This window comes from Mesobacillus maritimus, from assembly GCF_044803185.1.
GTDB classification, from domain to species: Bacteria; Bacillota; Bacilli; order Bacillales; family Cytobacillaceae; genus Mesobacillus_B; species Mesobacillus_B maritimus_B.
In genome coordinates, this window is the sequence record NZ_CP085225.1 from 2,370,682 (window position 1) to 2,390,236 (window position 19,555).

The following is a 19,555-nucleotide window of genomic DNA, read 5'->3' on the forward strand; positions in this document are numbered from 1 at the left end:
TTGATGGCTAAATTCAAAATAGAAAAGAGCTGATACATATGAATAAGCAATTAGAAAATGCACATCGTTTTAGCAGCCGCCATCGTGAAAAGTTGGAGCAAGACGAGGTTTGTGGCTGTTTCCATTGTCTGAAGATCTTTAGTCCTAGTCAAATCGTTGAATGGGTTGATGATGATACAGCTGTTTGTCCGTTTTGTGGGATTGATTCAATTATCGGAGTGAGTTCTGGATTTCCTATCACTAAAAATTTCCTAATGGAAATGCATAATATTTGGTTTTAATGATAAATGCAAAGAAACAGGAATCTATCGTCTTAGATTCCTGTTTCTTTTGTAATTATTATGAAGATGTCTTTACGAAACCATTTGATTTTTCCCGTTTACGATTTCTTCTACCTCTGTACCTTCGAGTGTTTCCTTTTTTAGTAAGGCATCAACAAGTGCTTTAAATTGATCCTCGTGAGTGCTTATCAGTGTTTCTGCCTTTGTAAGAGCCTTGTGGAAAAGCTTTTGCATGTTTTCATCTTTTGCTTCTTTGCTAAAGGTCAGAGTGAAGCCATCTTGTAGCAATCCAGTTTCAACCATCTGTTCAATAATCTGCTTTGCTTGTTGGACATCACCACTGACCCCAATGCTATGTTCGCCAAGGTATAACCTTTCTGCTACTCCTCCGGCAAGAATCATCGCTACTCGTTCTAGTAATTCACTAGTGGTGGATAATTGTAGTTCCTTAGCAATAGGCGCCACATATCCAAGAGCTTGGCCACGAGGGACAATGGTTGCTTTTCTGACCGATCCTGGTTTGGTAACCGCAGCGACAAGTGCATGGCCGGCTTCATGAATGGCCACTCTACGTTTCACATCCAAATCCAAAAGTGCTCGCGAGCTACTCCCAAGAATCGTTCTATCCAATGCGTAACCAAGATCGCTTTTCATTAAAACTGTGCGGCCCTTTCTTAGTGCTAGCCGACTCGCCGTAGCAAAAAGCGAAGACAGCTCAGCACCAGAAAAACCTGAAGTGCTCTCTGCTAACTCATCTAAAGAAGCGCGAACTTCATCGGATAGGTCTTTCCCTTTTATATGAATGTCAATGATTTCCCTGCGACCCCTAGTATCAGGAAGAGGAACTTGAAAGGAGAAATCAATTCGACCTGGTCGCAAGAAAGCCTCATCTAGCATATCCTTACGATTGGTCGCAGCAATGAACAAAATGCCATCATTAGCGTGGCCGCCGTCGAGCTGAACAAGGAGTTCTGTTAGTGTTTTTTCTCCTTCTTCGCCCCCGTTAGGCTTCCTTCTCCCGGCAAGGGCATCTACCTCATCAATAAAAATGACAGCTGGCCCCTGTTTACGTGCGCTAGCAAATAAACTGCGGACCCGAGAGGCACCCACACCGATGAACATTTCATTAAAAGCTGACCCACTAGCGGAAAAGAAGTTTGCATTTAGTTCTTGAGCAATCGCCTGAGCAAGCAAGGTTTTCCCTGTACCGGGAGGCCCATATAATAAAATGCCTTTTGGCGGCTTTATCCCCATTTTTGCGGAACGTTCTGGCTCTTTCAGGATTGAGAGAGTTTGAAGAATTTCTTCTTTCATCTCCTCTTGTAGCCCACCGACGTCATTCAAAGTAATCGTTGGTAGAGGAGTTGGTTTTGAAAGACTGTTTTTCATTTTATTGCCAATTCCAATTCCACCTTTTGTTTTCTTTTGTACGATTAAGGCGGTTGTGAGGAGAAGAATGACAATGCCCCCTAAAATAAGCGATCCATACTTACTGTTATCAGAATAAGTATAGTGAATATTATTCGTTTCCACTAAATTTTCGACCATTTGACTGTTCGGAGGCACATGAGAAATAAAGGTTGCTTCCCTTGTTTCAAGTTCAAGTGTTCCATCCGCATGTTCTGTTAAGCGAGCAGTTTCAGTTCCCAAGGCTTCAACTGTTTGAGCAATCGTTGAAAAAGGAACTGGGATTGAATTGTTTTTATTATCTATATAAATCATTGTACCTACTGTTAAAAGGATGATGAGGACAGCGAAAAATGGAAATAGTTTAAAGACAATCTTTGTAGTGTTCATTCTTCCATCTCCTTATTCAATCTAAATACCATTATAAGGTTATTAAAAGAAGAAAAGTGATGGTAAATTCATGTAAGAATGTGATAACACCTTTTATTCTAGTGTGGAGGGAACGATTACTAGATTATTGGTTGAAACTGGTATTAAGGATAATGAACAAAAGAGGACATAATACATGCGAGTAAACGGAAAGGATGTGAGGCTCATGTCATTAGAGTGGTTTGACAGGGTAACAGGTGAATTACAGGAGCATCTCGAATCGATTTGTGAGAAATTTGATCAAACTGGTCATATGACCATCGACCGCAGTGCAAAACACCCGAGAATTGAGTTCTTTGTGGAAACAGAGGGTGATGAAAGAGAATATTTTTGCACCTTATTTTTTGACCCATATAACTCAGAATTTTACGTAGAAACCTTTGATGTCGACCTTGAACAGCCATCACGAACAATCCTAGCAGACATTGATGATATCGTGGATGCAGTTCATGAAAGCTTCCATGAATTTTTAAATGAAGATGATACTGAGGTTTACTATATTGATGAAGACGACGAACTTAACGAGGAATATTTGACAGCTTCAGATGTTGAGGATGATGAAGATGAGTATTATGTTGGTGAAGTGATTGATGATGATGGAGATATCATCGAAGAAATTGACGTTGAATGGGAAACTCCTGAAGTAACAGCCTTCCAGAAGGAAGAAGAGGTCGAAGTTACCTATCAATTTGGAATCGTAACCGAAACCGGGGATGGTGTTTTAAGACGAGTTAACCGGATTTGGACGGATGACGACGAGCTGGTCAAGGATGAATCAAACTTTATCTTTACCAAGGAAGAAGCAAGCACAATCATTGCTATGATTGCAAGTCATATGGATTCTTTAACAGGCTATGATGATGTAGACCTCTATTAAAGAAGGGGAGCACCAGCTAATGGTGCTCTTTTCTTTTCGAGGTTTAATGTTCACTTACTGGACGAATCTTGGAAATGATGGGAATAGATTCAAGGGTAAAAGCGAAACTTAAGGGTAAGATTACGGCAATTATGGGGTGTGACGATTGATATTAACGGAATCGAAGACTGAACAACGAGTTTTCGTAGGAGCTCTTATCTTCTTGGCGTTGTTTCTATCGCCACTATTCATTCTCGGGGAAAATGCTCATATAAGAGTACATGATAATCTTGATTCAAATATAGCCTGGTATAAAGTTCTAGTTGAAAGTGGTGAACTCCTTGGACCCACGGATGCCAGAATTCCACAAATAATCGATGGGGAACTCCAGCGTAATGCCTTCGGTACAGAGTTCAGCTTGATTGTTTGGCTACATGCCTTATTCCCGACCATGATTGCTTATGGACTAAGCCAAGCAATCACTCGTTTCGTTGCCTTACTTGGAATGTATCTCTTGTTGAAAAAACACTTCATACCTGATAAAAAATGGACCATTATCCGTGTGGGTGTTGCTTTAGCTTTTGCGATGACCCCGTTCTGGCCATCAGGGATGCTTAGTACACTTGGGATGCCATTAGCATTATGGGCATTTTTAAATATCCGCAATGGTGATTACTCTTGGAAGAATTATTTAGTACTGACACTACTTCCTTTGTACGCAAGCATTGTACTAGGCTTTTTCTTTTTTTTAAGTGGGTTAGGAATTTTTTGGCTAAGTGATGTGATAAGGAAAAAGAGGTGGAATTGGCCGTTTTTCTTTGCCATTGTTTATATGACATTGATATTTATGTTGGTCGAATATAGGCTTGTGTACTCATTTATTTTTGATCATGAACCAAACAGTAGGGATGAATATTTCCATGCTCGGTTAACGTTCTGGCACTCAGTACGGCTAACCTTTAAAAACTATTTCCTCGGACACAATCACGTATTGACGATCCATACAATTTTCATCCAACCTGTGCTTTTTTTAGCGTTCCTTGTCATTTGGATTAGAAAATTATGGCGGCAGGAAAAACGTTTTGTGTTCTTGTTTATATTAAATTTTTTACTTTCCGCATGGTATGCCTTTTGGTTTTATAAGGGATGGCTCCCATTAACAGAAAAGTTTCATTTTCTCGATACGTTTAATTTTGCTCGGTACCATTTCTTACGCCCGTTAATAATTTACGTGTTATTTGCAATAAGTTTAAAAATCTTATGGGAAAGAGGACGTTATTGGAGGAAACTCGTACCTTGGGTAGCTGTCGCTCAAGTTGTTTTGCTCATTTTTGCGAATGAGGAGATTGTTTTTTCAAAAAAGCCGTCAGTTGGTCAATTTTATGCTGTGGAACAATTTATGGAGATTAAAGATTATATCGGTATTCCTCAGGATGATTATCGAGTAGCAAGCATTGGACTTCACCCAGCAATTTCACAATACAACGGTTTTTATACGCTTGATACCTACAATAACTTTTATCCCCTGACCTATAAATATGAGTTTCGCAAGATTATTGAAAAAGAGCTCGAGAAGAATAAAACGATTCGAACTTACTTTGATGAATGGGGCGGTCGTTGTTATCTTTTTAGTGCTGAATTAGGAAAGCATTATATGTTTAAGAAAACAACTAAAAAGCGAATACAGAATTTAGAACTGAATATTGATCAATTCAAACGAATGGGAGGAAGATATATTTTTTCTTCTGTACCCATTGAAAATGCGGACGAGAATGGATTAAATCTTGAGAAAGTGTTCCATTCGAAGGAATCCGCATGGAAAATTCACCTTTATAAGGCAATCTAATTATTTCTAAGCCTACAACAGGGAGGATGCAACCATGCAACAACCAGTACTTGCCATCGTGGTTCCGTGCTATAACGAACAAGAAGTTTTACCAGAAACGATGAATCAATTAAAAACCTTACTAACAGACATGATACAAGATAGAACTCTTTCTTCGGAAAGTCGAATCCTCTTTGTTGATGACGGGAGCAAGGACAGAACCTGGGATATTATCTACAAGGAAAGTATTCAGGGGAACCATGTAAGGGGGTTAAAGCTAGCTAGTAATGTAGGGCACCAAAATGCTCTTCTCGCTGGACTGTTCTCTGCTAAAAGTATCGCTGACTGTGTGATTAGCATTGATGCTGATTTACAGGATGATATTGAGGTAATCCCTGATTTCGTGGCGAAATACAAGGAAGGTTTTCAAGTTGTCTATGGTGTCAGGTCAAAACGTGACAGTGATAGTTTTTTTAAGCGAAAAACCGCAGAAGGCTTTTATAAACTAATGAGAAAAATGGGGGTTAATCTTGTCTACAATCATGCTGATTACAGATTAATGAGCAAGCGAGCGATTGAAGAACTAGAACGTTATGAAGAATCTAATCTTTTTTTACGGGGAATTGTTCCATTAATCGGATTCAAATCGACGTCAGTGTATTATGAACGTAAGGAGCGGCTTGCAGGGGTAACAAAATATCCATTAAAGAAAATGCTTGCCTTTGCCTTAGATGGAATCACATCCTTTTCGGTGACCCCCATACGCTTTGTACTGTTAGTCGGCTGTCTCTTTTTTTTAGTAAGTTTGGTTTTCGGGATTTATTTTCTCTCTTTAAAATTTTTCGGAAGTACCGAAACAGGTTGGACCTCCTTGATAACTTCCATCTGGTTAATTGGGGGACTTCAGCTTATTGGTTTGGGATTAGTTGGAGAATATATCGGCAAAATTTATAAAGAAACCAAAAGACGTCCAAAATACAACGTCGACATCGATTTATTTAATTTAGGAAGGCCATCGATTGTGGAGGAGACTCCTAAAAAAATGGGAGGTGTAAGCCTTCCTGAAAACAATCTAAACGAGGAGGCCTACATAGATGATCGCCGTAAACAGTCTGAAACAAACTAATTCCTTTTTTCGCTTTTTACTCGTCGGAGTGGTCAATACCATCATAGGCTTATCCATTATGTTTATTCTCTTAAACCTGTTAGGTTGGATGTATTGGTTAGCTACCTTAGTTGGCAATTGTATAGGGGCAGGAGTTAGTTACGTATTGAACCGTTCTTTTACATTTAATAGCAACGTAACTGGCTCCAAAGGTATACCTAAGTTTTTCTTGGTTATCCTTAGTTGTTATTTCCTCTCTTATTTTATTGGGGGGGTAGTGGCTGAAAGCATTCATCATTCTAGCCAGCCATTTAGCTTTATATCAAAAGATGAGTTGGCGATACTAGTCGGAACCGTCCTATACACACTCACTAATTATCTGGGACAAAAATCTTTTGTTTTTCGAAGGGGTTCTGAGGAATAGAATGGACACTTATCTTCAATAAATTCATTTCCCTACCAAACGGGCTTATCTTCTTAGCTCGTTTTTTATTTTATAATTAATAAAAGTGTATAAAAGAGAAAAAAGACGCAATAGATGCGTCTTTTTCCATTTCCCGTTATCAAAACATCCTGTGAGCCTTGGCATTTCCTCTAGCAATGATGGTGTTTAAGGATACCTTTGTTTCACCATTCAATTGAGCATTTAAATGCTTTCGTCGTGTCGTGTTTGTCACGAAACGTTGTGATTGAGGGTCTAGATAATCTCTGTAACTCATCAAATCACCTCTTGGATGGGATTGTTGATACGGGAGATACTCGAATAATCGAATATCAGTTATAGACTTTGCTTAATTCATGTGTTTTATCCAAATTCTTTGGAAAAGCATAACTACTCAGCGGTTGAATGTGCCATTTCTTTCGCAGCGGAGATAGCATTCGCTTTTGCCTTTGCAACAATTTCTGGAATTTGTTTTGGAAAATGGTCGAAGCCTTCGGCAACAATAGTATCCATCATACTTATTCCAAGAAAATTAAGGGCAATTTGTAGATAGCGGTCGCCTGATTCTAATCCCTTCATTGGTCCGTGGTCATAAATCCCTCCACGTGTTTGAATATGAATGCCTTTTTTGCCAGTTAAATACCCTTTAGGTCCATCAGGAGTAAATGCAAACGTCTTTCCATGAACAAAAAGATTGTCGAGATAGGCTTTTAATACCGCTGGTGAACCGAGGTTCCAAACAGGCGAGACAAATACATAATAGTCGTACCTTTTAAAATCCTCTGCAAGAGCATGCATTTTGGTTAACTTATCTCTTTCTCCTTCTTCTAATTGATCGATGGGTACTCCATAGCCACCGACTTTCGCGCGTGCCGATACCAATTCTGCATCCATAGCTGGCATATCAATAGTAAATAAATCAAGTCGAGTAACTTCAACATCTGGTCGCTCAGCTTGAAAGGTTTCAATAAAGGTCTCGCCAATTTGTAAACCCTTAGATTTTTCTAAGCCCTTTGGATTGGCGGTTATATAAAGTAATTTTTTCATGTATCTTCATCCCAATCTTTTTGGATTCTCACAATACCACCACTATTATATTAAAAAAAGCGAACCTCAAGGTTGAAGAAAAAGAGAAGTTCATGAAGATTTGGTGTCTATAGATGAAATATTCAGAAAACACGTCACGCTATTAAGTTTTATAACAAAAAGTTAAGAAGGAGGTACCTAATTAGGAATCCCGATTCATACTGAAATCCACAAAAAAACGTTTGGAACTATGATTTGTCCCAAACGTTTTTTGGTTTAAGGTATCCAATCCCCGAGCTTTTCTTTCACTTTACCTCCTAGGACATCAGCATCTTGTTTTGCTTTTTCCAAAACATCTTTCCATTTAGGTGCTTCTTCTTTAAGCTTTTCTTCGACTTTATCGGCGGCTTTTTTTAGTTCTTCTTCGAGTTTCTTTGCCTGCTCTTTTAACTGTTCTTCGGTCAACTTACTTGGTTCATTTTGTCCAAGCCGTGCATTTACTGATTTCACAGGAAATTCAGCTTGGTCAATATGTGGAGAAGCTTGAGTCATGATCTCTTTGAAAATCGGAACAACTGTCGCTGAACTGCTGTTAGGCAGGTAATGGTTGCGGTCTGTTTTGTCGTACCCAATCCAAACAGCACCGACTATTGTAGGAGTATAGCCCACAAACCACTGGTCCTTAGTTCCGTTAATATCATTAAAAGGGAGCTGAGTAGAGCCCGTTTTTCCAGCAATTTGCATTCCACTTATTTTAGTAGCTTGGCCAGTACCGGTTTCTACAACGTTGAGGAGCATGGAAGTCATTTCTTCAGCTACTCGTTTCGTTGTGGCTTTCACTGTTTCTTTCTTATGTTCGGCAATAATATTTCCAGTCGGACCAACTATTTTTGTAATGATATGGCTTTCGTTTCGTACCCCACTATTTGGAAAGGCAGAGTATGCTTCTGCAAGCTGTTGAGGAGAAATCCCGTTGTGCATTCCTCCAAGGGCAATGGCCAGGTTTTTATCTTCTTCCTTTAGAGAGATTCCAAATTTATTTACTGAGGAAATTCCTTTCTTTAGGCCAATCTCATTTAGTAGCCAGACCGCCGGTAAATTAATCGACTTTTCGACTGCCTCATACATGGGAACTTCCCCTTGATAGGTTCTTGAAAAATTCTCTGGACTGTAATCACCAAATGATTCTTTTTCATCTTTTAACAGAGAGTCATATTTGTAACCTTCCTCAAGTGCCGGAGTAAAAACGGCTAGAGGTTTCATAGTTGAACCAGGTTGTGCTTTCAAATGAGTAGCTCGATTAAATCCACGGAAGACATAATCTCCTCTTCCACCGACAAGTGCACGAATGCCGCCTGTTTTTGGATCGAGCAGTACGGCTCCACTTTGAACTCGTTGTTCACCAGTACTTCTAGGGAAAAGCGAGTCTTTCGCAAACACCTTTTCAAGGCTTGTCTGTAGATTTTGATCAAGTTGTGTGTGGATAACATAGCCCCTGGTTAAAATTTCTTCTTGTGTTAGGCCATATTCATTTATCGCTTCATCCAAGACAGCATCCATATAGTATGGATATTTTCGATCAATAACGCTACCGCCACCATCTTTTAAGGCAATTTTTTCGTTTTTAGCTTCTTGGAATTCTGTTTCGGTAATCATTTCAAGTTTTTGCATTTGTCCTAGAACGATATCACGTCGTTTTATGGACCCTTCATAATTTTTATAAGGATCCAAGGCCGAAGGGGCTTGAAGTAGACCTGCGAGCATGGCTGCTTCACTAATAGACACATCTTTAACGTCCTTGTTAAAATACTTTTTTGAAGCATTCCCAATTCCCCATGCACCGCTACCAAAATAACTTTGATTCAGATACATTTCCATGATTTCTTCTTTTTCGTACGCTTTTTCAATTTCAACAGCTAAAAATAATTCTTCAACCTTACGCTGATAGGTTTTTTCCTGTGATAGTAGGGCGTTTTTTGTTAATTGTTGCGTTACAGTGCTTCCACCACCGGTGATTCTCCCTGCAAAAAGATTGCTGAAAAAGGCTCTGGCGATTCCTTTAATGTCAAAGCCATTATGTTCATAAAAACGTTCATCCTCAATCGCAACCACAGCATTCGGTACATGGGCAGGTAGCTGAGAAAAGGACACACCATTGGTTCGGTTCGTCGCAACGCTTCCAGCTAAATCGCCATCCTTGTCATAAATGATTGTAGCCTGATTTAGGCCATCTTTTAGGCTTTGAACATTCGCTTGACTGGCAATGAACGCAAACCATAGGATTGATAAAAGAATGATGACTAATATGGCTAGTAACAAAATTTGCGTTAAATGTGTTCTTTGCCAGAAAAGAATGATAGCATCCCACATTCGCTTTATCATTTCTTTCATTAGATGTTTAAGCTTATCCATTTGATCTCCTATCTTTCTTGTATTCCTCTCTATTATACGTATTTTTTCTAGAAAGGGTTTCGGATAGACATTTTTTTATTATTATATATATTTTTCGTCAAATCGGAAAAATGCTCTGTGGAATGCAGGAATCTATATTTAATGTTTTTTAATGGAAATGATCGTAATTGGATAAAATGTAAATAATTGGATTTTACGAGTGGGTGTTAACCTTGAACGGAATTTATACAGTCTTGTGGTTATTGGCTTTTTTATATGGGGAGATTTGAAGGGGTGGAAAAAGTACTATCCAACGCTCCTTTTTTTCATCATGTGTGATTTCTTGTATCTTTATCTTTTATCGGATTTCTATCCGATGTGGAGTTACAATCCACAAGGAATAGATGAAGATATTGGTTTAACAAATACCCATGTGAATTTGTCGATTATGTTGATTAAATATCCAGCAACAACTTTTATTTATTTGTCCAAGTTTCCTAAGGAAAATAAGGGGAAGATGTTCCTTTTTTATTTCGCTTGGGCCGTCATTTATATTATCAATGAGGCAGTGGATCGAAAGCTTAATCTGATTGAATATCACAATGGCTGGAATTTCTACTGGTCGATATTGTTTAATTTTTTTCTTTTTTTCATTCTTAGAGTTCACTATTTAAAACCGTTAGTAGCTTGGGTCCTATCTTTTATCTTTATCGTATTTTTATGGAATGTCTTTGATGTACCAAATGATGTTTTCAGGTAGAGAATTTAATGATATAGAATATGGCTTTTGGAAGAAAGCCCTTATGAATGTTTGCATAAGTAATAGGAATCATTGCCGAAAAAAGTAAGCATCTAAAGTGAAACAGATGCTTACTTTTTTGTGTCTAGTTATTTAAACCAACCTTTTTTCCAAAACCATAGGAACATTCCTAAGCCAATTGTAAGCATGAGAAATAAGGTAGCGAAATATCCATATTTCCAATCCAACTCTGGCATGTTATGAAAGTTCATCCCGTAAATACCGGCAATAAAGGTCAATGGCATGAAAATGGTTGTGATGACTGTTAAAACCTTCATTACCCGATTGGTTTCGTGTGAGTTGAGTGATAGATAACTGTCGCGAATATCTGTTGTTAGTTCACGGTTCGCTTCTACCATTTCCGTCAATTTTAACAAATGGTCATGAATGTCTGAAAAATACTCAATATTCGTTATTTGGTCCGCCACTCTTTGTGAATTAAGCATCCTATACACAAGGTCACGCATGGGATTAATCGTGTGCCGTAATGCTAGTAGATCATGCCTAGTATCGAAAAGTCGATCAAGTAAAGATTCCATCGTTTGTTGGCTTGAATTTTCATCCAAATCATTTAAAATATCTTCGATTTCGTAGACAAGGGGGAAATAATTATCCACGATTTTATCCAAGATATGATACAGCACATTGGCCGGAGTCAAGATACTGGGATCTGCAGAATGCTTGAGCCTTTTCCAAACTTCATTAATCTCCGTGGAGGGGTGTTGATGAAAAGTCACAATATACTTTTCAGAAAAGAACAAATCAACTTCATCCTTTTCTAGACTCTTTTGGTTAAGAAAATAGAATACAAAGAATGTATGATCCTCGTAATAATCCAGTTTTGCTCTTTGAAGGTTATGTAGACAATCTTCAATGGCAAGTGGATGAAACTGAAGTGGCTTTCTTAAGGTGACAACTTCCTCTTTTGTTGGTTGGTTAAAATCAATCCAATACCAGCTATAATCTTTGCTGACTAGTTCTTGGACCGGTACATCGTGATGAATCTGATTTTCCTTGGTAATCGCTATTGTACGGATCATTCAAAGTCCCTCATTTTTTTAGTAAGCTTCCATCTTAGTTTATACGAAAAGACATAAATGGACAAAATTCAATTGGAACGAATGAGCAAAAGAGTAATTTCCCTCCAAATTTGGTATTCTAGAAGAAGAATCTTTAGAGGGAGGTATTGTCATGGGAGAATGTAAAATTGATCACAGTCATGAAGACGTAAGGAAGAAATACGAAGAACAATCTTCGTTCTTACCTGAAGAAGCCAAACCATTATTTGAACGCTTTTTTAATGGTGAGCATACGCAGGATATCCTTAATGAAGTGTTTCATTTATTAAAAAAGTATGACTTAGCTTCAGCAGAAGAAAGGGAAGAAAGAAATAGAAGGATGGATATGGTTCTCAAAAATGTATAAGAAAGTAGGAAAAAAACGCCATTTTGGCGTTTTTTTAGATCTTATAAATTATTGGAATATTGCTATAAATAAAGGAATTCTTTAATATTTTGTCGAATTATTCAGTAAACAAAATACATATATAGGGATGGGTTGGGTAATTATTTTGCAGGAGGTTAATAAGGTATTAAGAGGAAAAAGCTTTCAATAAAATTAAATAAGAATGAAAGAAGACAACCGGTTCTCCTTCTTGCATAAACTTTAGCATATGCTTTCGTCAAGAGGGAGTTGATAGGATTGATTAATTGGAAGGTCCGTTTCAAAAATCGGACATGGGTACTTGCGTTAGTCTCGCAGATATTATTGGTGATGCAGTTATTGCTGCAGGTGTTGAATGTGCTTGGACTTACGGATTTTCAAGTAACAGAGCAGCTTAAAAATGAAGTGTTGGCAATGACGAATAGTCTTTTTATCCTGTTTTCTTTTCTTGGCTTGATTCAAGATCCAACAACAAGAGGGTATCGAGATAGTAACCGAGCGAAACTGTATCGTAAACCCCATTAATTTTGTTAATTTTGTCGTAAAAGGAATCATATCATAGTAGTCTCATATATTTAATCATACTGAAGGTTATCGAAAGGGGCTGGAACCATGGTAAAGTGGATAATCATTGCCCTTGCACCCATCGCTTTGTTCCTAATCATTGAGGAAACTGTTCAGTTTTTCTGGAAAAGATATATAAATGGTCCTAAAGAGAAGAAGGAAGGAAAACTAAAGGAACGGGTGGCAATCAGATTTCAACATGTACTCACTGCCATTAGAGAATTTAAATTGCTTAACACCATCAAGAGGTCCAAGTTGCTTGTTTTCATTAGAGAATCTAAATTTATATCTTTTCTAAGGAAGCATCGAAAAGACCCTTCACACTAGTTGAAGGGTATCTTTTTTTCAATTGGATATTCTCTGACCATCGTAATGAAATTAGTGGAACCACGATTAAATTCCATTTCCTTAGCAAAACCGTGCTTTTCGTAAAGTCGGATGGCGCGCTTGTTAAAAGTAGCAACTGTCAATCGGAAGGTTAAATTTGAAGTAGAGTCTAATAAGTGCTTTAAAATAAAACTGAAAAATTCACTTCCATTCCCTTGCCCTGATAATGCTGGGTTCATCCCAATACCAATGTCAAGTAAATCCTTTGAATAAGCACCGAACTGGGAACCAATAGGTACTTGTGCTGTATTCCCAGTGCAAAGATATCCAACTAAATTCCCTTCTGAATTCACAATCGCATAATATGATTCCTCAAGCAATTCCTCTAAAGCTTCTTCACTAAACTCGTTATTATATAAGTCATAGGGTGGGGAGTACTTCCAATCTAAGATTTCTCTAGCAAACTCTTCGTTCATCTCTTTTATAGATAATCTCATTGTGATGATTCACCTCGATAAAGGATTTAAACTATTATATTTTATAAGTCGATACGATTAGTATTGTTTATTTCTAAATTATATCATGATAAAATTAGTTTAAATTTAGAAAATTTAATATAGTCCTTCAGTTTTTAAATAACCTTGGATAAATCTAGGGTTTCTGTAGAAAATACCTATGAATAAATTTTAAACGAGGTGTTTTCTATGGAACAGAGTCTATACGAAAAAGTCGGCGGATCTGAAGCGATTGAAAAGGTTGTTGATTATTTTTATCATGAACTTGTTTTAAAGGATGAAACCGTTAATCAATTTTTTGAAGAGACGGATATGGACAAACAAATCCGTCATCAAGCCAAATTTATTAGTTTTGCATTGGGCGGACCGAACCAGTATTCAGGTAAGTCGATGGCCAAAGCACATGAGGGAATGAATTTACAACCTGAGCATTTTAATGCCATTGTCAAACATTTACACGATGCGCTAGCTCACTTTGGTGTAAGCGAATCAGATATTGATACAGCTTTGACAAAAGTTGCTACCCTTAGGGACGATATTCTTGATAAATAATTGTTAAAAGCAATTTATCTAGGGAGTTGTTTTCAACTCCCTTTATAGGGGAGGGGCCATGATTACTTTAAGGTATTTTGTTCCACCAGATTATCAGACTCTTATTCAATGGGTGGATTCACCTGCATTCTTGCTTCAATGGGCAGGATTTAGCTTTCATTACCCGTTGACAGAGGCGCAGCTTGAGGACTATGTAAAAGATGCCAATCACGAAAATGCTACTAAACTAATTTTTAGTGTGGTTCATAAAGAGACAAATGATGTGATTGGCCATATATCTTTAACGAAAATTGATCAAAGAAACAAATCAGCGCGAATCGGTAGAGTACTAGTTGGCAACGAACGCTATCGAGGTCAGGGCATAGGAGAGCTAATGATAGAGGAAATACTAAAAATTGCTTTTAATGAACTGAAATTACATCGAATTTGTCTGGGTGTCTTTGATTTTAATTTGCCTGCTATAGCTTGCTACGAAAAAGCGGGCTTTAAAAAAGAAGGACTGTTACGAGACACTTGCAAACACGGCGAAACTTATTGGAGTCAATGGGAAATGTGTATATTGGAAGAAGAATGGAACGAACAAAAGCGCAAGAGCCATTTAGGGGTTCAATAGAAAATGAAACGCGGAATTTGTTTATTAGTCGTGGCAACCATCCTTTGGGGTGGAAATTATATTTGTGGAAGATACTTAAGTGAAGCAATGCCCTCAACCCTACTAAATACGGCTCGGTGGGGGATATCAACACTTATTCTTGTAGTGTTATTAATTTTAAATAAAAAGAAACTCCCTATGTTGGCATTGTGGAAAGAATTTGCCATCCTTGGTTTCACGGGTATTTTTGCTTTTTCTACATTGACATATATGGCACTGGGGAATATAGGTGCTTCTCAAGCGGGCATGATATCATCTGGAATTCCAATAAGTATTCTCTTATTTACGCCATTTATCTTAAAAGAAAAGATAAGTCTAAAAGCGTGGGGTGGCGCAGGGATTTCCATTTTAGGGGTTATCATTTTATTTTTAGGGAAAAGTGGAGGTGCTAACTTAGAAGGATCGTTGCTAGGAAACTTTCAAGTCTTGCTGGCTTGCTTAGCTTGGGGAATTTATACGGTGCTCGGTAAACAGTATGGAAAAAAGCATGATTCTCTAACATTAACTGCCGGGGCTGCCTTGTATGGGACAGTCTTCAGCGCGATTAGTTGTATCGGAACAGTACAACTAAACACGGTTAGTATGACAGGTACAGCATGGGCCTCTTTGATTTATGTGAGTACACTTGCATCTGTTGGAGCTTATTTAGCTTGGAACGCTGGTGTTAAAATCGTTGGCCCAAGTCAAGCGGCTCCATACCTAAATTTATTGCCTGTATGGACCGTTTTGTTTGGGATTCTCTTGCTTAAGGAACAGGTGTCTTTCGTCTCTTGGGTCGGTGGGAGTATAACAATCCTAGGTGCCGTATTAGCAAGTGTAAACAAAGAGTTTATCACTTCTATGATTAATAGAAAAATAGCCAAGGATACACAAGCGATGTAATCGAGAAAACATTTTAACAGTCCATTTATGGGCTGTTTTTTATTAGGCCAATTAACTGATTTTTACAAGTCGTATTGAAAAAATTGGCAGATTAATATATACTACATTACAACAGTAATGCACTATATCGGAAGGGGGCGAGGGCAATTCTTAACCATAATAGTTCAAAGCCTATTTATGTCCAAATTGCCGATTGGATTGAATCAGAAATATTAAATAACCACTTCCAAGCGAATCAAAAGGTGTACTCACAATACCAGCTAGCAGAAATGTATACGATTAATCCAGCTACAGCAGCAAAAGGACTTAATTTGCTGGTAGATGAGAAGATTTTATTTAAAAAGCGGGGGCTGGGAATGTTTGTGACTGAAGAGGCAAAACAAATCATCCTAAATAAACGAAAAAATCAAACACTAAAGCAGTTAGTACAAGAATTGGTTCAGGAGGCAACCAGGTTAAGGATTTCCAAGCAAGAATTAATCGCCATGATCCAAGACGCAAATGAAGAGGAGGTCCAAACATGAAGGTAATAGAATGTTCAGAGTTGACCAAGTCCTATACCAGAAACAAGGTATTGAACCATTTATCATTTTCGATTGAGGAGAATACCATTACAGGGCTAATTGGCAGAAACGGTGCTGGGAAAACCACTTTGCTTAAAATCATCGCTGGATTTATAAAAAATACATCAGGGGAAGTCAGAGTTTTTTCTGAGCGCCCATTTAACAGCCTGAATGTTTCGGTAAATAGCATCTTTGTTGATGATCAAATGAGTTTCCCTCCAGCATTGCAGTTGGGTGAATTATTAGAAGAAGCTGGACGATTTTATCCAAATTGGGATGCAAATCTAGCAAGACGTTTATTTGATTATTTTGGCTTTGACCACAAAGGTTATCATAACCGTCTATCAAAAGGGAAAACGAGTACGTTTAATATGATTATCGGATTAGCGTCTCGCTGCCCGTTAACCATTTTTGATGAACCGACAACAGGAATGGATGAAGCCGTTAGGAAGGACTTTTATCGTGCCTTGCTCAAAGATTATATCGCCCATCCACGGACAATTATCATTTCAAGTCACCATGTTGATGAAATAGAAGACATCCTAGAGAATGTCCTTCTAATTAATAAGGGGAGCAAGCTTTTGCATTTGCCAATTGCCGATTTAAAAGAATGGGCAATAGGGATTAAAGGAAATACAGAAACGATACTAAAACTAATGAACAAAACAGACATTCTATACAAGAATGAGGTTGGAATGAATACAATGTATGCAGTTGTAAAACGGGATTTATTAGGTAGCATAGAAGAACAAGCACATCTAGCTGGTTTAGAGGTTACACCTGTCCGTTCAAGTGACCTTTTTGTTTATCTCACAACAGAGGCAAAGGGGGGGATTGATGATGTCTTTAACAACAACTAGTTTAGTAGAAGCGGTGAAACATCAATATTTTTATAAGTTGAAAGCAAACATTGATTCGTTTAGTTCGCTTGTGGGGATTCAGATTTTAGCGATGCTCTTTTCATTTGGTGGAGTGGGTTCCTCTGGCTTTGGCGGGGGAGACATTAGTGTCAATATAAAATACTATTCTTCTGATATGATTTTTACATTTACGATGATATGGGCGTTTATTACAGCAGTTACGATTACAACTAAACCGTATCGAAATCATGATTTCTCGTTCGTAACCAATCGACTTAGTAGCAGCCTATCTAATATTTTGTTTTTGGGTAGTGCCAGCCTTCTTGGTGCTGTTACCTCTGTATTGTCGGGAAATTTATTACAGGTTATTGCAACACTATTCTTGGATGAACAACTATACCTTCTATCAGGTGGTTCTTCCCATTTCATTCTTGGATTCAGTATTACGTTTTTCTACTTGTTCTTGATTAGCTCGATTGGTTATCTTGTCGGAACATTGGTTCAAGTAAGCAAATTGTTTGTGGTTATCCTCCCAGGATTGTTCATTGGGTCATTATTTTTACAAGCTTCCTCATCAAAGGAGCCAACCCTTTGGAACTTCATTCAATTTTATACAATGGAAACAACAGTATCGCTATTTATTCTGAAAGCGGTTCTGACAACGCTAGCATTGTTTACAGTCGCAATAAGCGTCTTGAACCGCTTGGAGGTGAGAAAATGATGGTCCTGGGTGCCATTTTGCCAATTGTTCTTGTCCTATTGTTTGGATTGTTCTTTTTCATCGCAGTTAAGATTGGGAAAAAGTATTTGACCATAAAAATTACCCACTGGCTGCTATTGATTTATGTGGGGGTGCTAGTTCTTGCCTCAATAGATGTTCCGCTCTTTGCGCAGGAGCATAATCAAATAGAAAGGATTGATTATAAGGATTCCGAAGATGGAGTGAATGATCCATTTTCAGAGATTTTTTCGAAGCTGAGTGATGGGCAATTCGCTGAAATTGATCCTGCTTATCTACAAGAAAAGATGAGCTTTGATGATTATCCTAATAACTCAATAAAGATTGTTTCTAATACAAATAATGGGCCGCAGATTTTTGTGGAAAGAGTAGAAAAGGATGTTTCTACTATTGAGGTAGCTATTTATTCAACCGGTTTAGTGGTAGATGGTCTTGATTTCTCTAGCCTTCTTAAGCCCAGTCAAGTTGAACTAACAGAAAGTATCCTTACAATCAATTCTATTTATCAAGAGTTTAATTTTGCGATTGCAGGTAATGGGTATCCTATTAGACAATTCACTGGGGAATCGATGTTTGAGCATCATTCTTTTAGGAGTGGCGATTCTTTTGTTTATTTGCGCATTCCCAGGGATTTAGAGATTGACGGAAATGTTGATTCTCTACTACTAATAAATTAGTAATTAACTACTAACAATTGCTCCCCAAGGGTGTTCCGTTTTAGGAACACTCTTTTCGTTTATTTCCATTATTTTCTGAAGTATAATGATTGATAAAATCATTTGTTCTAAGGGGTGGGAAGGTGAATATTAGAAAATTAGGAGTCCAAGATGCTGAGAATTACTTGAAAATTAGATTAACGGCGTTGAAAAACAACCCTGAGGCTTTTGGTTCAAGCTTTGAGGAAGAGAAAGATAGACCTGTTGAGATGTATGAACAAAGGCTCTCATCAGAAGAATCTATCACATATGGGGCTTTTCTACATAATCAGTTGGTCGGCACGGTTACATTGATGAGAGAGAAATATGTAAAGTTTAGACATAGAGCCAGTATTGTAGGCATGTATGTGGACCCTGAAAATCGTGGCTCTGGCATTGGCAGATTATTATTAATTGAGGCAATTAATCAAGCAAAAACAATTGGTGAAATCGAGCAACTAAATTTGTCTGTTGTGACGACAAATGAACCAGCAAAGAAACTATATACATCATTGGGGTTTGAGGTATTTGGTACAGAAAAACGGGCATTAAAGTTAGATGAAAGATCTTATTTGGACGAGCACCATATGGTTTTGTTTTTATAAATTCTAAGTAATATTCTATCTTCATGGAGGATCGTATGAAATTTGTTTTAATCTTTGGCCCACAAGCCGTCGGGAAAATGACGGTAGGGCAAGAATTAGCTAGAATAACTGATTTAAAGCTCTTTCATAATCATATGACGCTAGAGCTTTTATCTCCAATTTTTGATTTCGGTCCTGAGACATGGAGATTATCGACATTATTCCGATTTGAAATCTTTAAAGCTGTAGCGAATAGTGATTTGGAAGGAATGATTTTTACTTATGTTTGGGCTTTTAACGAAAAGGATGACTGGGAGTTTGTTGACAACCTATGCGAGATCTTTGAAGAAAAAGGTGGAGAAGTCTACTTTGTTGAGCTTGAAGCAGATTTGGATGAACGACTGGATAGAAATAAAACGCCAAACCGTCTTGCACACAAGCCTTCGAAGCGTGATATCGAATGGTCCGAAAATGAATTGAAAAGTAGTATGAATCAATATCGATTGAACTCGGTTGATGGGGAAATAACAAGAGAAAATTACATTAAGATTAACAATACTAAAAAAAGTCCTGAAGATGTTGCAAAGACGATAAAGGAAACCTTCGGATTATAGAAGA

The 19,555-nt window shown here is 37.8% G+C and carries 24 protein-coding genes; 18 read left to right on the forward strand and 6 right to left on the reverse strand.

Features of this window, described 5'->3' with window-relative positions; all coding sequences use genetic code 11:
* Positions 1-38: 38 nt before the first annotated feature.
* Positions 39-281, forward strand: a complete 243-nt coding sequence (locus tag LG336_RS11340; RefSeq protein WP_404332633.1) for a cytoplasmic protein — start codon at positions 39-41, stop codon at positions 279-281.
* A 72-nt stretch (positions 282-353) separates the two neighbouring features.
* Here the strand turns inward: LG336_RS11340 and LG336_RS11345 are convergent, their stop codons facing one another.
* On the reverse strand, positions 354-2,078 hold the full coding sequence (locus LG336_RS11345; protein ID WP_404332634.1) for an AAA family ATPase: 1,725 nt from the start codon (positions 2,076-2,078) through the stop codon (positions 354-356).
* A 205-nt stretch (positions 2,079-2,283) separates the two neighbouring features.
* Between LG336_RS11345 and LG336_RS11350 the strand changes: the two genes are divergently transcribed.
* The 4 genes from LG336_RS11350 (at position 2,284) to LG336_RS11365 (ending at position 6,327) form a co-directional block, all read left to right on the forward strand.
* Positions 2,284-2,994, forward strand: coding sequence for a hypothetical protein (locus LG336_RS11350; protein ID WP_404332635.1), 711 nt, complete (start codon positions 2,284-2,286; stop codon positions 2,992-2,994).
* A 148-nt stretch (positions 2,995-3,142) separates the two neighbouring features.
* Complete coding sequence (locus tag LG336_RS11355) at positions 3,143-4,819, forward strand: DUF6044 family protein (RefSeq protein ID WP_404333139.1); 1,677 nt, start codon at positions 3,143-3,145, stop codon at positions 4,817-4,819.
* A gap of 34 nt (positions 4,820-4,853) precedes the next feature.
* Entirely contained in the window at positions 4,854-5,924 is a 1,071-nt protein-coding gene (locus LG336_RS11360; protein ID WP_404332636.1) for a glycosyltransferase family 2 protein, read from the forward strand.
* Complete coding sequence (locus tag LG336_RS11365; RefSeq protein ID WP_404332637.1) at positions 5,893-6,327, forward strand: GtrA family protein; 435 nt, start codon at positions 5,893-5,895, stop codon at positions 6,325-6,327. The genes LG336_RS11360 and LG336_RS11365 overlap by 32 nt, the downstream gene beginning before the upstream one ends.
* Positions 6,328-6,466: 139 nt before the next feature.
* On the opposite strand, the gene LG336_RS11370 is transcribed toward LG336_RS11365, so the two are convergent.
* The 3 genes from LG336_RS11370 to LG336_RS11380 form a co-directional block, all read right to left on the reverse strand.
* Complete coding sequence (locus LG336_RS11370) at positions 6,467-6,622, reverse strand: YpzG family protein (protein WP_404332638.1); 156 nt, start codon at positions 6,620-6,622, stop codon at positions 6,467-6,469.
* A gap of 113 nt (positions 6,623-6,735) precedes the next feature.
* On the reverse strand, positions 6,736-7,392 hold the full coding sequence (locus LG336_RS11375) for an FMN-dependent NADH-azoreductase (RefSeq protein ID WP_404332639.1): 657 nt from the start codon (positions 7,390-7,392) through the stop codon (positions 6,736-6,738).
* A gap of 255 nt (positions 7,393-7,647) precedes the next feature.
* The gene (locus tag LG336_RS11380) at positions 7,648-9,783 is read right to left on the reverse strand and encodes a transglycosylase domain-containing protein (RefSeq protein WP_404332640.1); all 2,136 of its coding nucleotides are present in this window, start codon (positions 9,781-9,783) and stop codon (positions 7,648-7,650) included.
* A 199-nt stretch (positions 9,784-9,982) separates the two neighbouring features.
* Between LG336_RS11380 and LG336_RS11385 the strand changes: the two genes are divergently transcribed.
* A complete protein-coding gene (locus LG336_RS11385; RefSeq protein ID WP_404332641.1) occupies positions 9,983-10,522 on the forward strand; it encodes a CBO0543 family protein in 540 nt (179 codons plus the stop codon).
* Between the two features lie 128 nt (positions 10,523-10,650).
* Here the strand turns inward: LG336_RS11385 and corA are convergent, their stop codons facing one another.
* Entirely contained in the window at positions 10,651-11,601 is a 951-nt protein-coding gene (corA, locus tag LG336_RS11390) for a magnesium/cobalt transporter CorA (RefSeq protein WP_404332642.1), read from the reverse strand.
* A gap of 151 nt (positions 11,602-11,752) precedes the next feature.
* On the opposite strand from corA, the gene LG336_RS11395 reads away from it, so the two are divergent.
* The 3 genes from LG336_RS11395 to LG336_RS11405 all read left to right on the forward strand — a co-directional run bounded on the left by LG336_RS11395 (position 11,753) and on the right by LG336_RS11405 (position 12,895).
* Positions 11,753-11,986 (forward strand): hypothetical protein, encoded by a 234-nt coding sequence (locus LG336_RS11395; RefSeq protein ID WP_404332643.1) that lies wholly within the window; start codon positions 11,753-11,755, stop codon positions 11,984-11,986.
* A gap of 276 nt (positions 11,987-12,262) precedes the next feature.
* The gene (locus LG336_RS11400; protein WP_404332644.1) at positions 12,263-12,529 is read left to right on the forward strand and encodes a phage holin; all 267 of its coding nucleotides are present in this window, start codon (positions 12,263-12,265) and stop codon (positions 12,527-12,529) included.
* 87 nt (positions 12,530-12,616) lie between these two features.
* Entirely contained in the window at positions 12,617-12,895 is a 279-nt protein-coding gene (locus LG336_RS11405; RefSeq protein ID WP_404332645.1) for a hypothetical protein, read from the forward strand.
* Here the strand turns inward: LG336_RS11405 and LG336_RS11410 are convergent.
* Positions 12,892-13,392: a GNAT family N-acetyltransferase gene (locus tag LG336_RS11410; protein ID WP_404332646.1), complete on the reverse strand. Its 501-nt coding sequence runs from the start codon at positions 13,390-13,392 to the stop codon at positions 12,892-12,894. The two genes, LG336_RS11405 and LG336_RS11410, sit on opposite strands and share 4 nt — an antisense overlap.
* Positions 13,393-13,599: 207 nt before the next feature.
* Between LG336_RS11410 and LG336_RS11415 the strand changes: the two genes are divergently transcribed.
* From LG336_RS11415 to LG336_RS11455, 9 genes are all read left to right on the forward strand, one after another.
* Positions 13,600-13,962 carry a group 1 truncated hemoglobin gene (locus tag LG336_RS11415; protein ID WP_404332647.1) on the forward strand — a complete coding sequence of 121 codons (363 nt, stop codon included), beginning with the start codon at positions 13,600-13,602 and terminating at the stop codon, positions 13,960-13,962.
* Positions 13,963-14,020: 58 nt separating this feature from the next.
* Positions 14,021-14,575, forward strand: a complete 555-nt coding sequence (locus LG336_RS11420; protein ID WP_404332648.1) for a GNAT family N-acetyltransferase — start codon at positions 14,021-14,023, stop codon at positions 14,573-14,575.
* A 3-nt stretch (positions 14,576-14,578) separates the two neighbouring features.
* A complete protein-coding gene (locus LG336_RS11425) occupies positions 14,579-15,496 on the forward strand; it encodes a DMT family transporter (RefSeq protein WP_404332649.1) in 918 nt (305 codons plus the stop codon).
* A 185-nt stretch (positions 15,497-15,681) separates the two neighbouring features.
* Positions 15,682-16,020, forward strand: a complete 339-nt coding sequence (locus LG336_RS11430; RefSeq protein ID WP_404333140.1) for a GntR family transcriptional regulator — start codon at positions 15,682-15,684, stop codon at positions 16,018-16,020.
* Entirely contained in the window at positions 16,017-16,919 is a 903-nt protein-coding gene (locus LG336_RS11435) for an ATP-binding cassette domain-containing protein (RefSeq protein WP_404332650.1), read from the forward strand. Before LG336_RS11430 ends, LG336_RS11435 begins: the two co-directional genes overlap by 4 nt.
* On the forward strand, positions 16,897-17,640 hold the full coding sequence (locus tag LG336_RS11440; RefSeq protein WP_404332651.1) for a hypothetical protein: 744 nt from the start codon (positions 16,897-16,899) through the stop codon (positions 17,638-17,640). Before LG336_RS11435 ends, LG336_RS11440 begins: the two co-directional genes overlap by 23 nt.
* Positions 17,637-18,335 (forward strand): hypothetical protein, encoded by a 699-nt coding sequence (locus tag LG336_RS11445; protein ID WP_404332652.1) that lies wholly within the window; start codon positions 17,637-17,639, stop codon positions 18,333-18,335. Before LG336_RS11440 ends, LG336_RS11445 begins: the two co-directional genes overlap by 4 nt.
* Before the next feature lie 122 nt (positions 18,336-18,457).
* Positions 18,458-18,958 (forward strand): GNAT family N-acetyltransferase, encoded by a 501-nt coding sequence (locus LG336_RS11450; RefSeq protein ID WP_404332653.1) that lies wholly within the window; start codon positions 18,458-18,460, stop codon positions 18,956-18,958.
* A 35-nt stretch (positions 18,959-18,993) separates the two neighbouring features.
* Positions 18,994-19,551: an AAA family ATPase gene (locus LG336_RS11455; protein WP_404332654.1), complete on the forward strand. Its 558-nt coding sequence runs from the start codon at positions 18,994-18,996 to the stop codon at positions 19,549-19,551.
* Positions 19,552-19,555 lie beyond the last annotated feature (4 nt).

Excerpts from the sequence above, each read along its gene's own strand:
- LG336_RS11380 (WP_404332640.1), bottom strand. The coding sequence starts at position 9,783 with ATGGATAAGCTTAAACATCTAATGAAAGAAATGATAAAGCGAATGTGG.
- LG336_RS11420 (WP_404332648.1), top strand. The coding sequence starts at position 14,021 with ATGATTACTTTAAGGTATTTTGTTCCACCAGATTATCAGACTCTTATT.
- LG336_RS11345 (WP_404332634.1), bottom strand. The coding sequence starts at position 2,078 with ATGAACACTACAAAGATTGTCTTTAAACTATTTCCATTTTTCGCTGTC.
- LG336_RS11440 (WP_404332651.1), top strand. The coding sequence starts at position 16,897 with ATGATGTCTTTAACAACAACTAGTTTAGTAGAAGCGGTGAAACATCAA.
- LG336_RS11395 (WP_404332643.1), top strand. The coding sequence starts at position 11,753 with ATGGGAGAATGTAAAATTGATCACAGTCATGAAGACGTAAGGAAGAAA.
- LG336_RS11340 (WP_404332633.1), top strand. The coding sequence starts at position 39 with ATGAATAAGCAATTAGAAAATGCACATCGTTTTAGCAGCCGCCATCGT.
- LG336_RS11365 (WP_404332637.1), top strand. The coding sequence starts at position 5,893 with ATGATCGCCGTAAACAGTCTGAAACAAACTAATTCCTTTTTTCGCTTT.
- LG336_RS11370 (WP_404332638.1), bottom strand. The coding sequence starts at position 6,622 with ATGAGTTACAGAGATTATCTAGACCCTCAATCACAACGTTTCGTGACA.
- LG336_RS11435 (WP_404332650.1), top strand. The coding sequence starts at position 16,017 with ATGAAGGTAATAGAATGTTCAGAGTTGACCAAGTCCTATACCAGAAAC.
- LG336_RS11425 (WP_404332649.1), top strand. The coding sequence starts at position 14,579 with ATGAAACGCGGAATTTGTTTATTAGTCGTGGCAACCATCCTTTGGGGT.
- LG336_RS11350 (WP_404332635.1), top strand. The coding sequence starts at position 2,284 with ATGTCATTAGAGTGGTTTGACAGGGTAACAGGTGAATTACAGGAGCAT.
- LG336_RS11415 (WP_404332647.1), top strand. The coding sequence starts at position 13,600 with ATGGAACAGAGTCTATACGAAAAAGTCGGCGGATCTGAAGCGATTGAA.
- LG336_RS11445 (WP_404332652.1), top strand. The coding sequence starts at position 17,637 with ATGATGGTCCTGGGTGCCATTTTGCCAATTGTTCTTGTCCTATTGTTT.
- LG336_RS11455 (WP_404332654.1), top strand. The coding sequence starts at position 18,994 with ATGAAATTTGTTTTAATCTTTGGCCCACAAGCCGTCGGGAAAATGACG.
- LG336_RS11375 (WP_404332639.1), bottom strand. The coding sequence starts at position 7,392 with ATGAAAAAATTACTTTATATAACCGCCAATCCAAAGGGCTTAGAAAAA.
- LG336_RS11410 (WP_404332646.1), bottom strand. The coding sequence starts at position 13,392 with ATGAGATTATCTATAAAAGAGATGAACGAAGAGTTTGCTAGAGAAATC.
- LG336_RS11405 (WP_404332645.1), top strand. The coding sequence starts at position 12,617 with ATGGTAAAGTGGATAATCATTGCCCTTGCACCCATCGCTTTGTTCCTA.
- LG336_RS11360 (WP_404332636.1), top strand. The coding sequence starts at position 4,854 with ATGCAACAACCAGTACTTGCCATCGTGGTTCCGTGCTATAACGAACAA.
- corA (WP_404332642.1), bottom strand. The coding sequence starts at position 11,601 with ATGATCCGTACAATAGCGATTACCAAGGAAAATCAGATTCATCACGAT.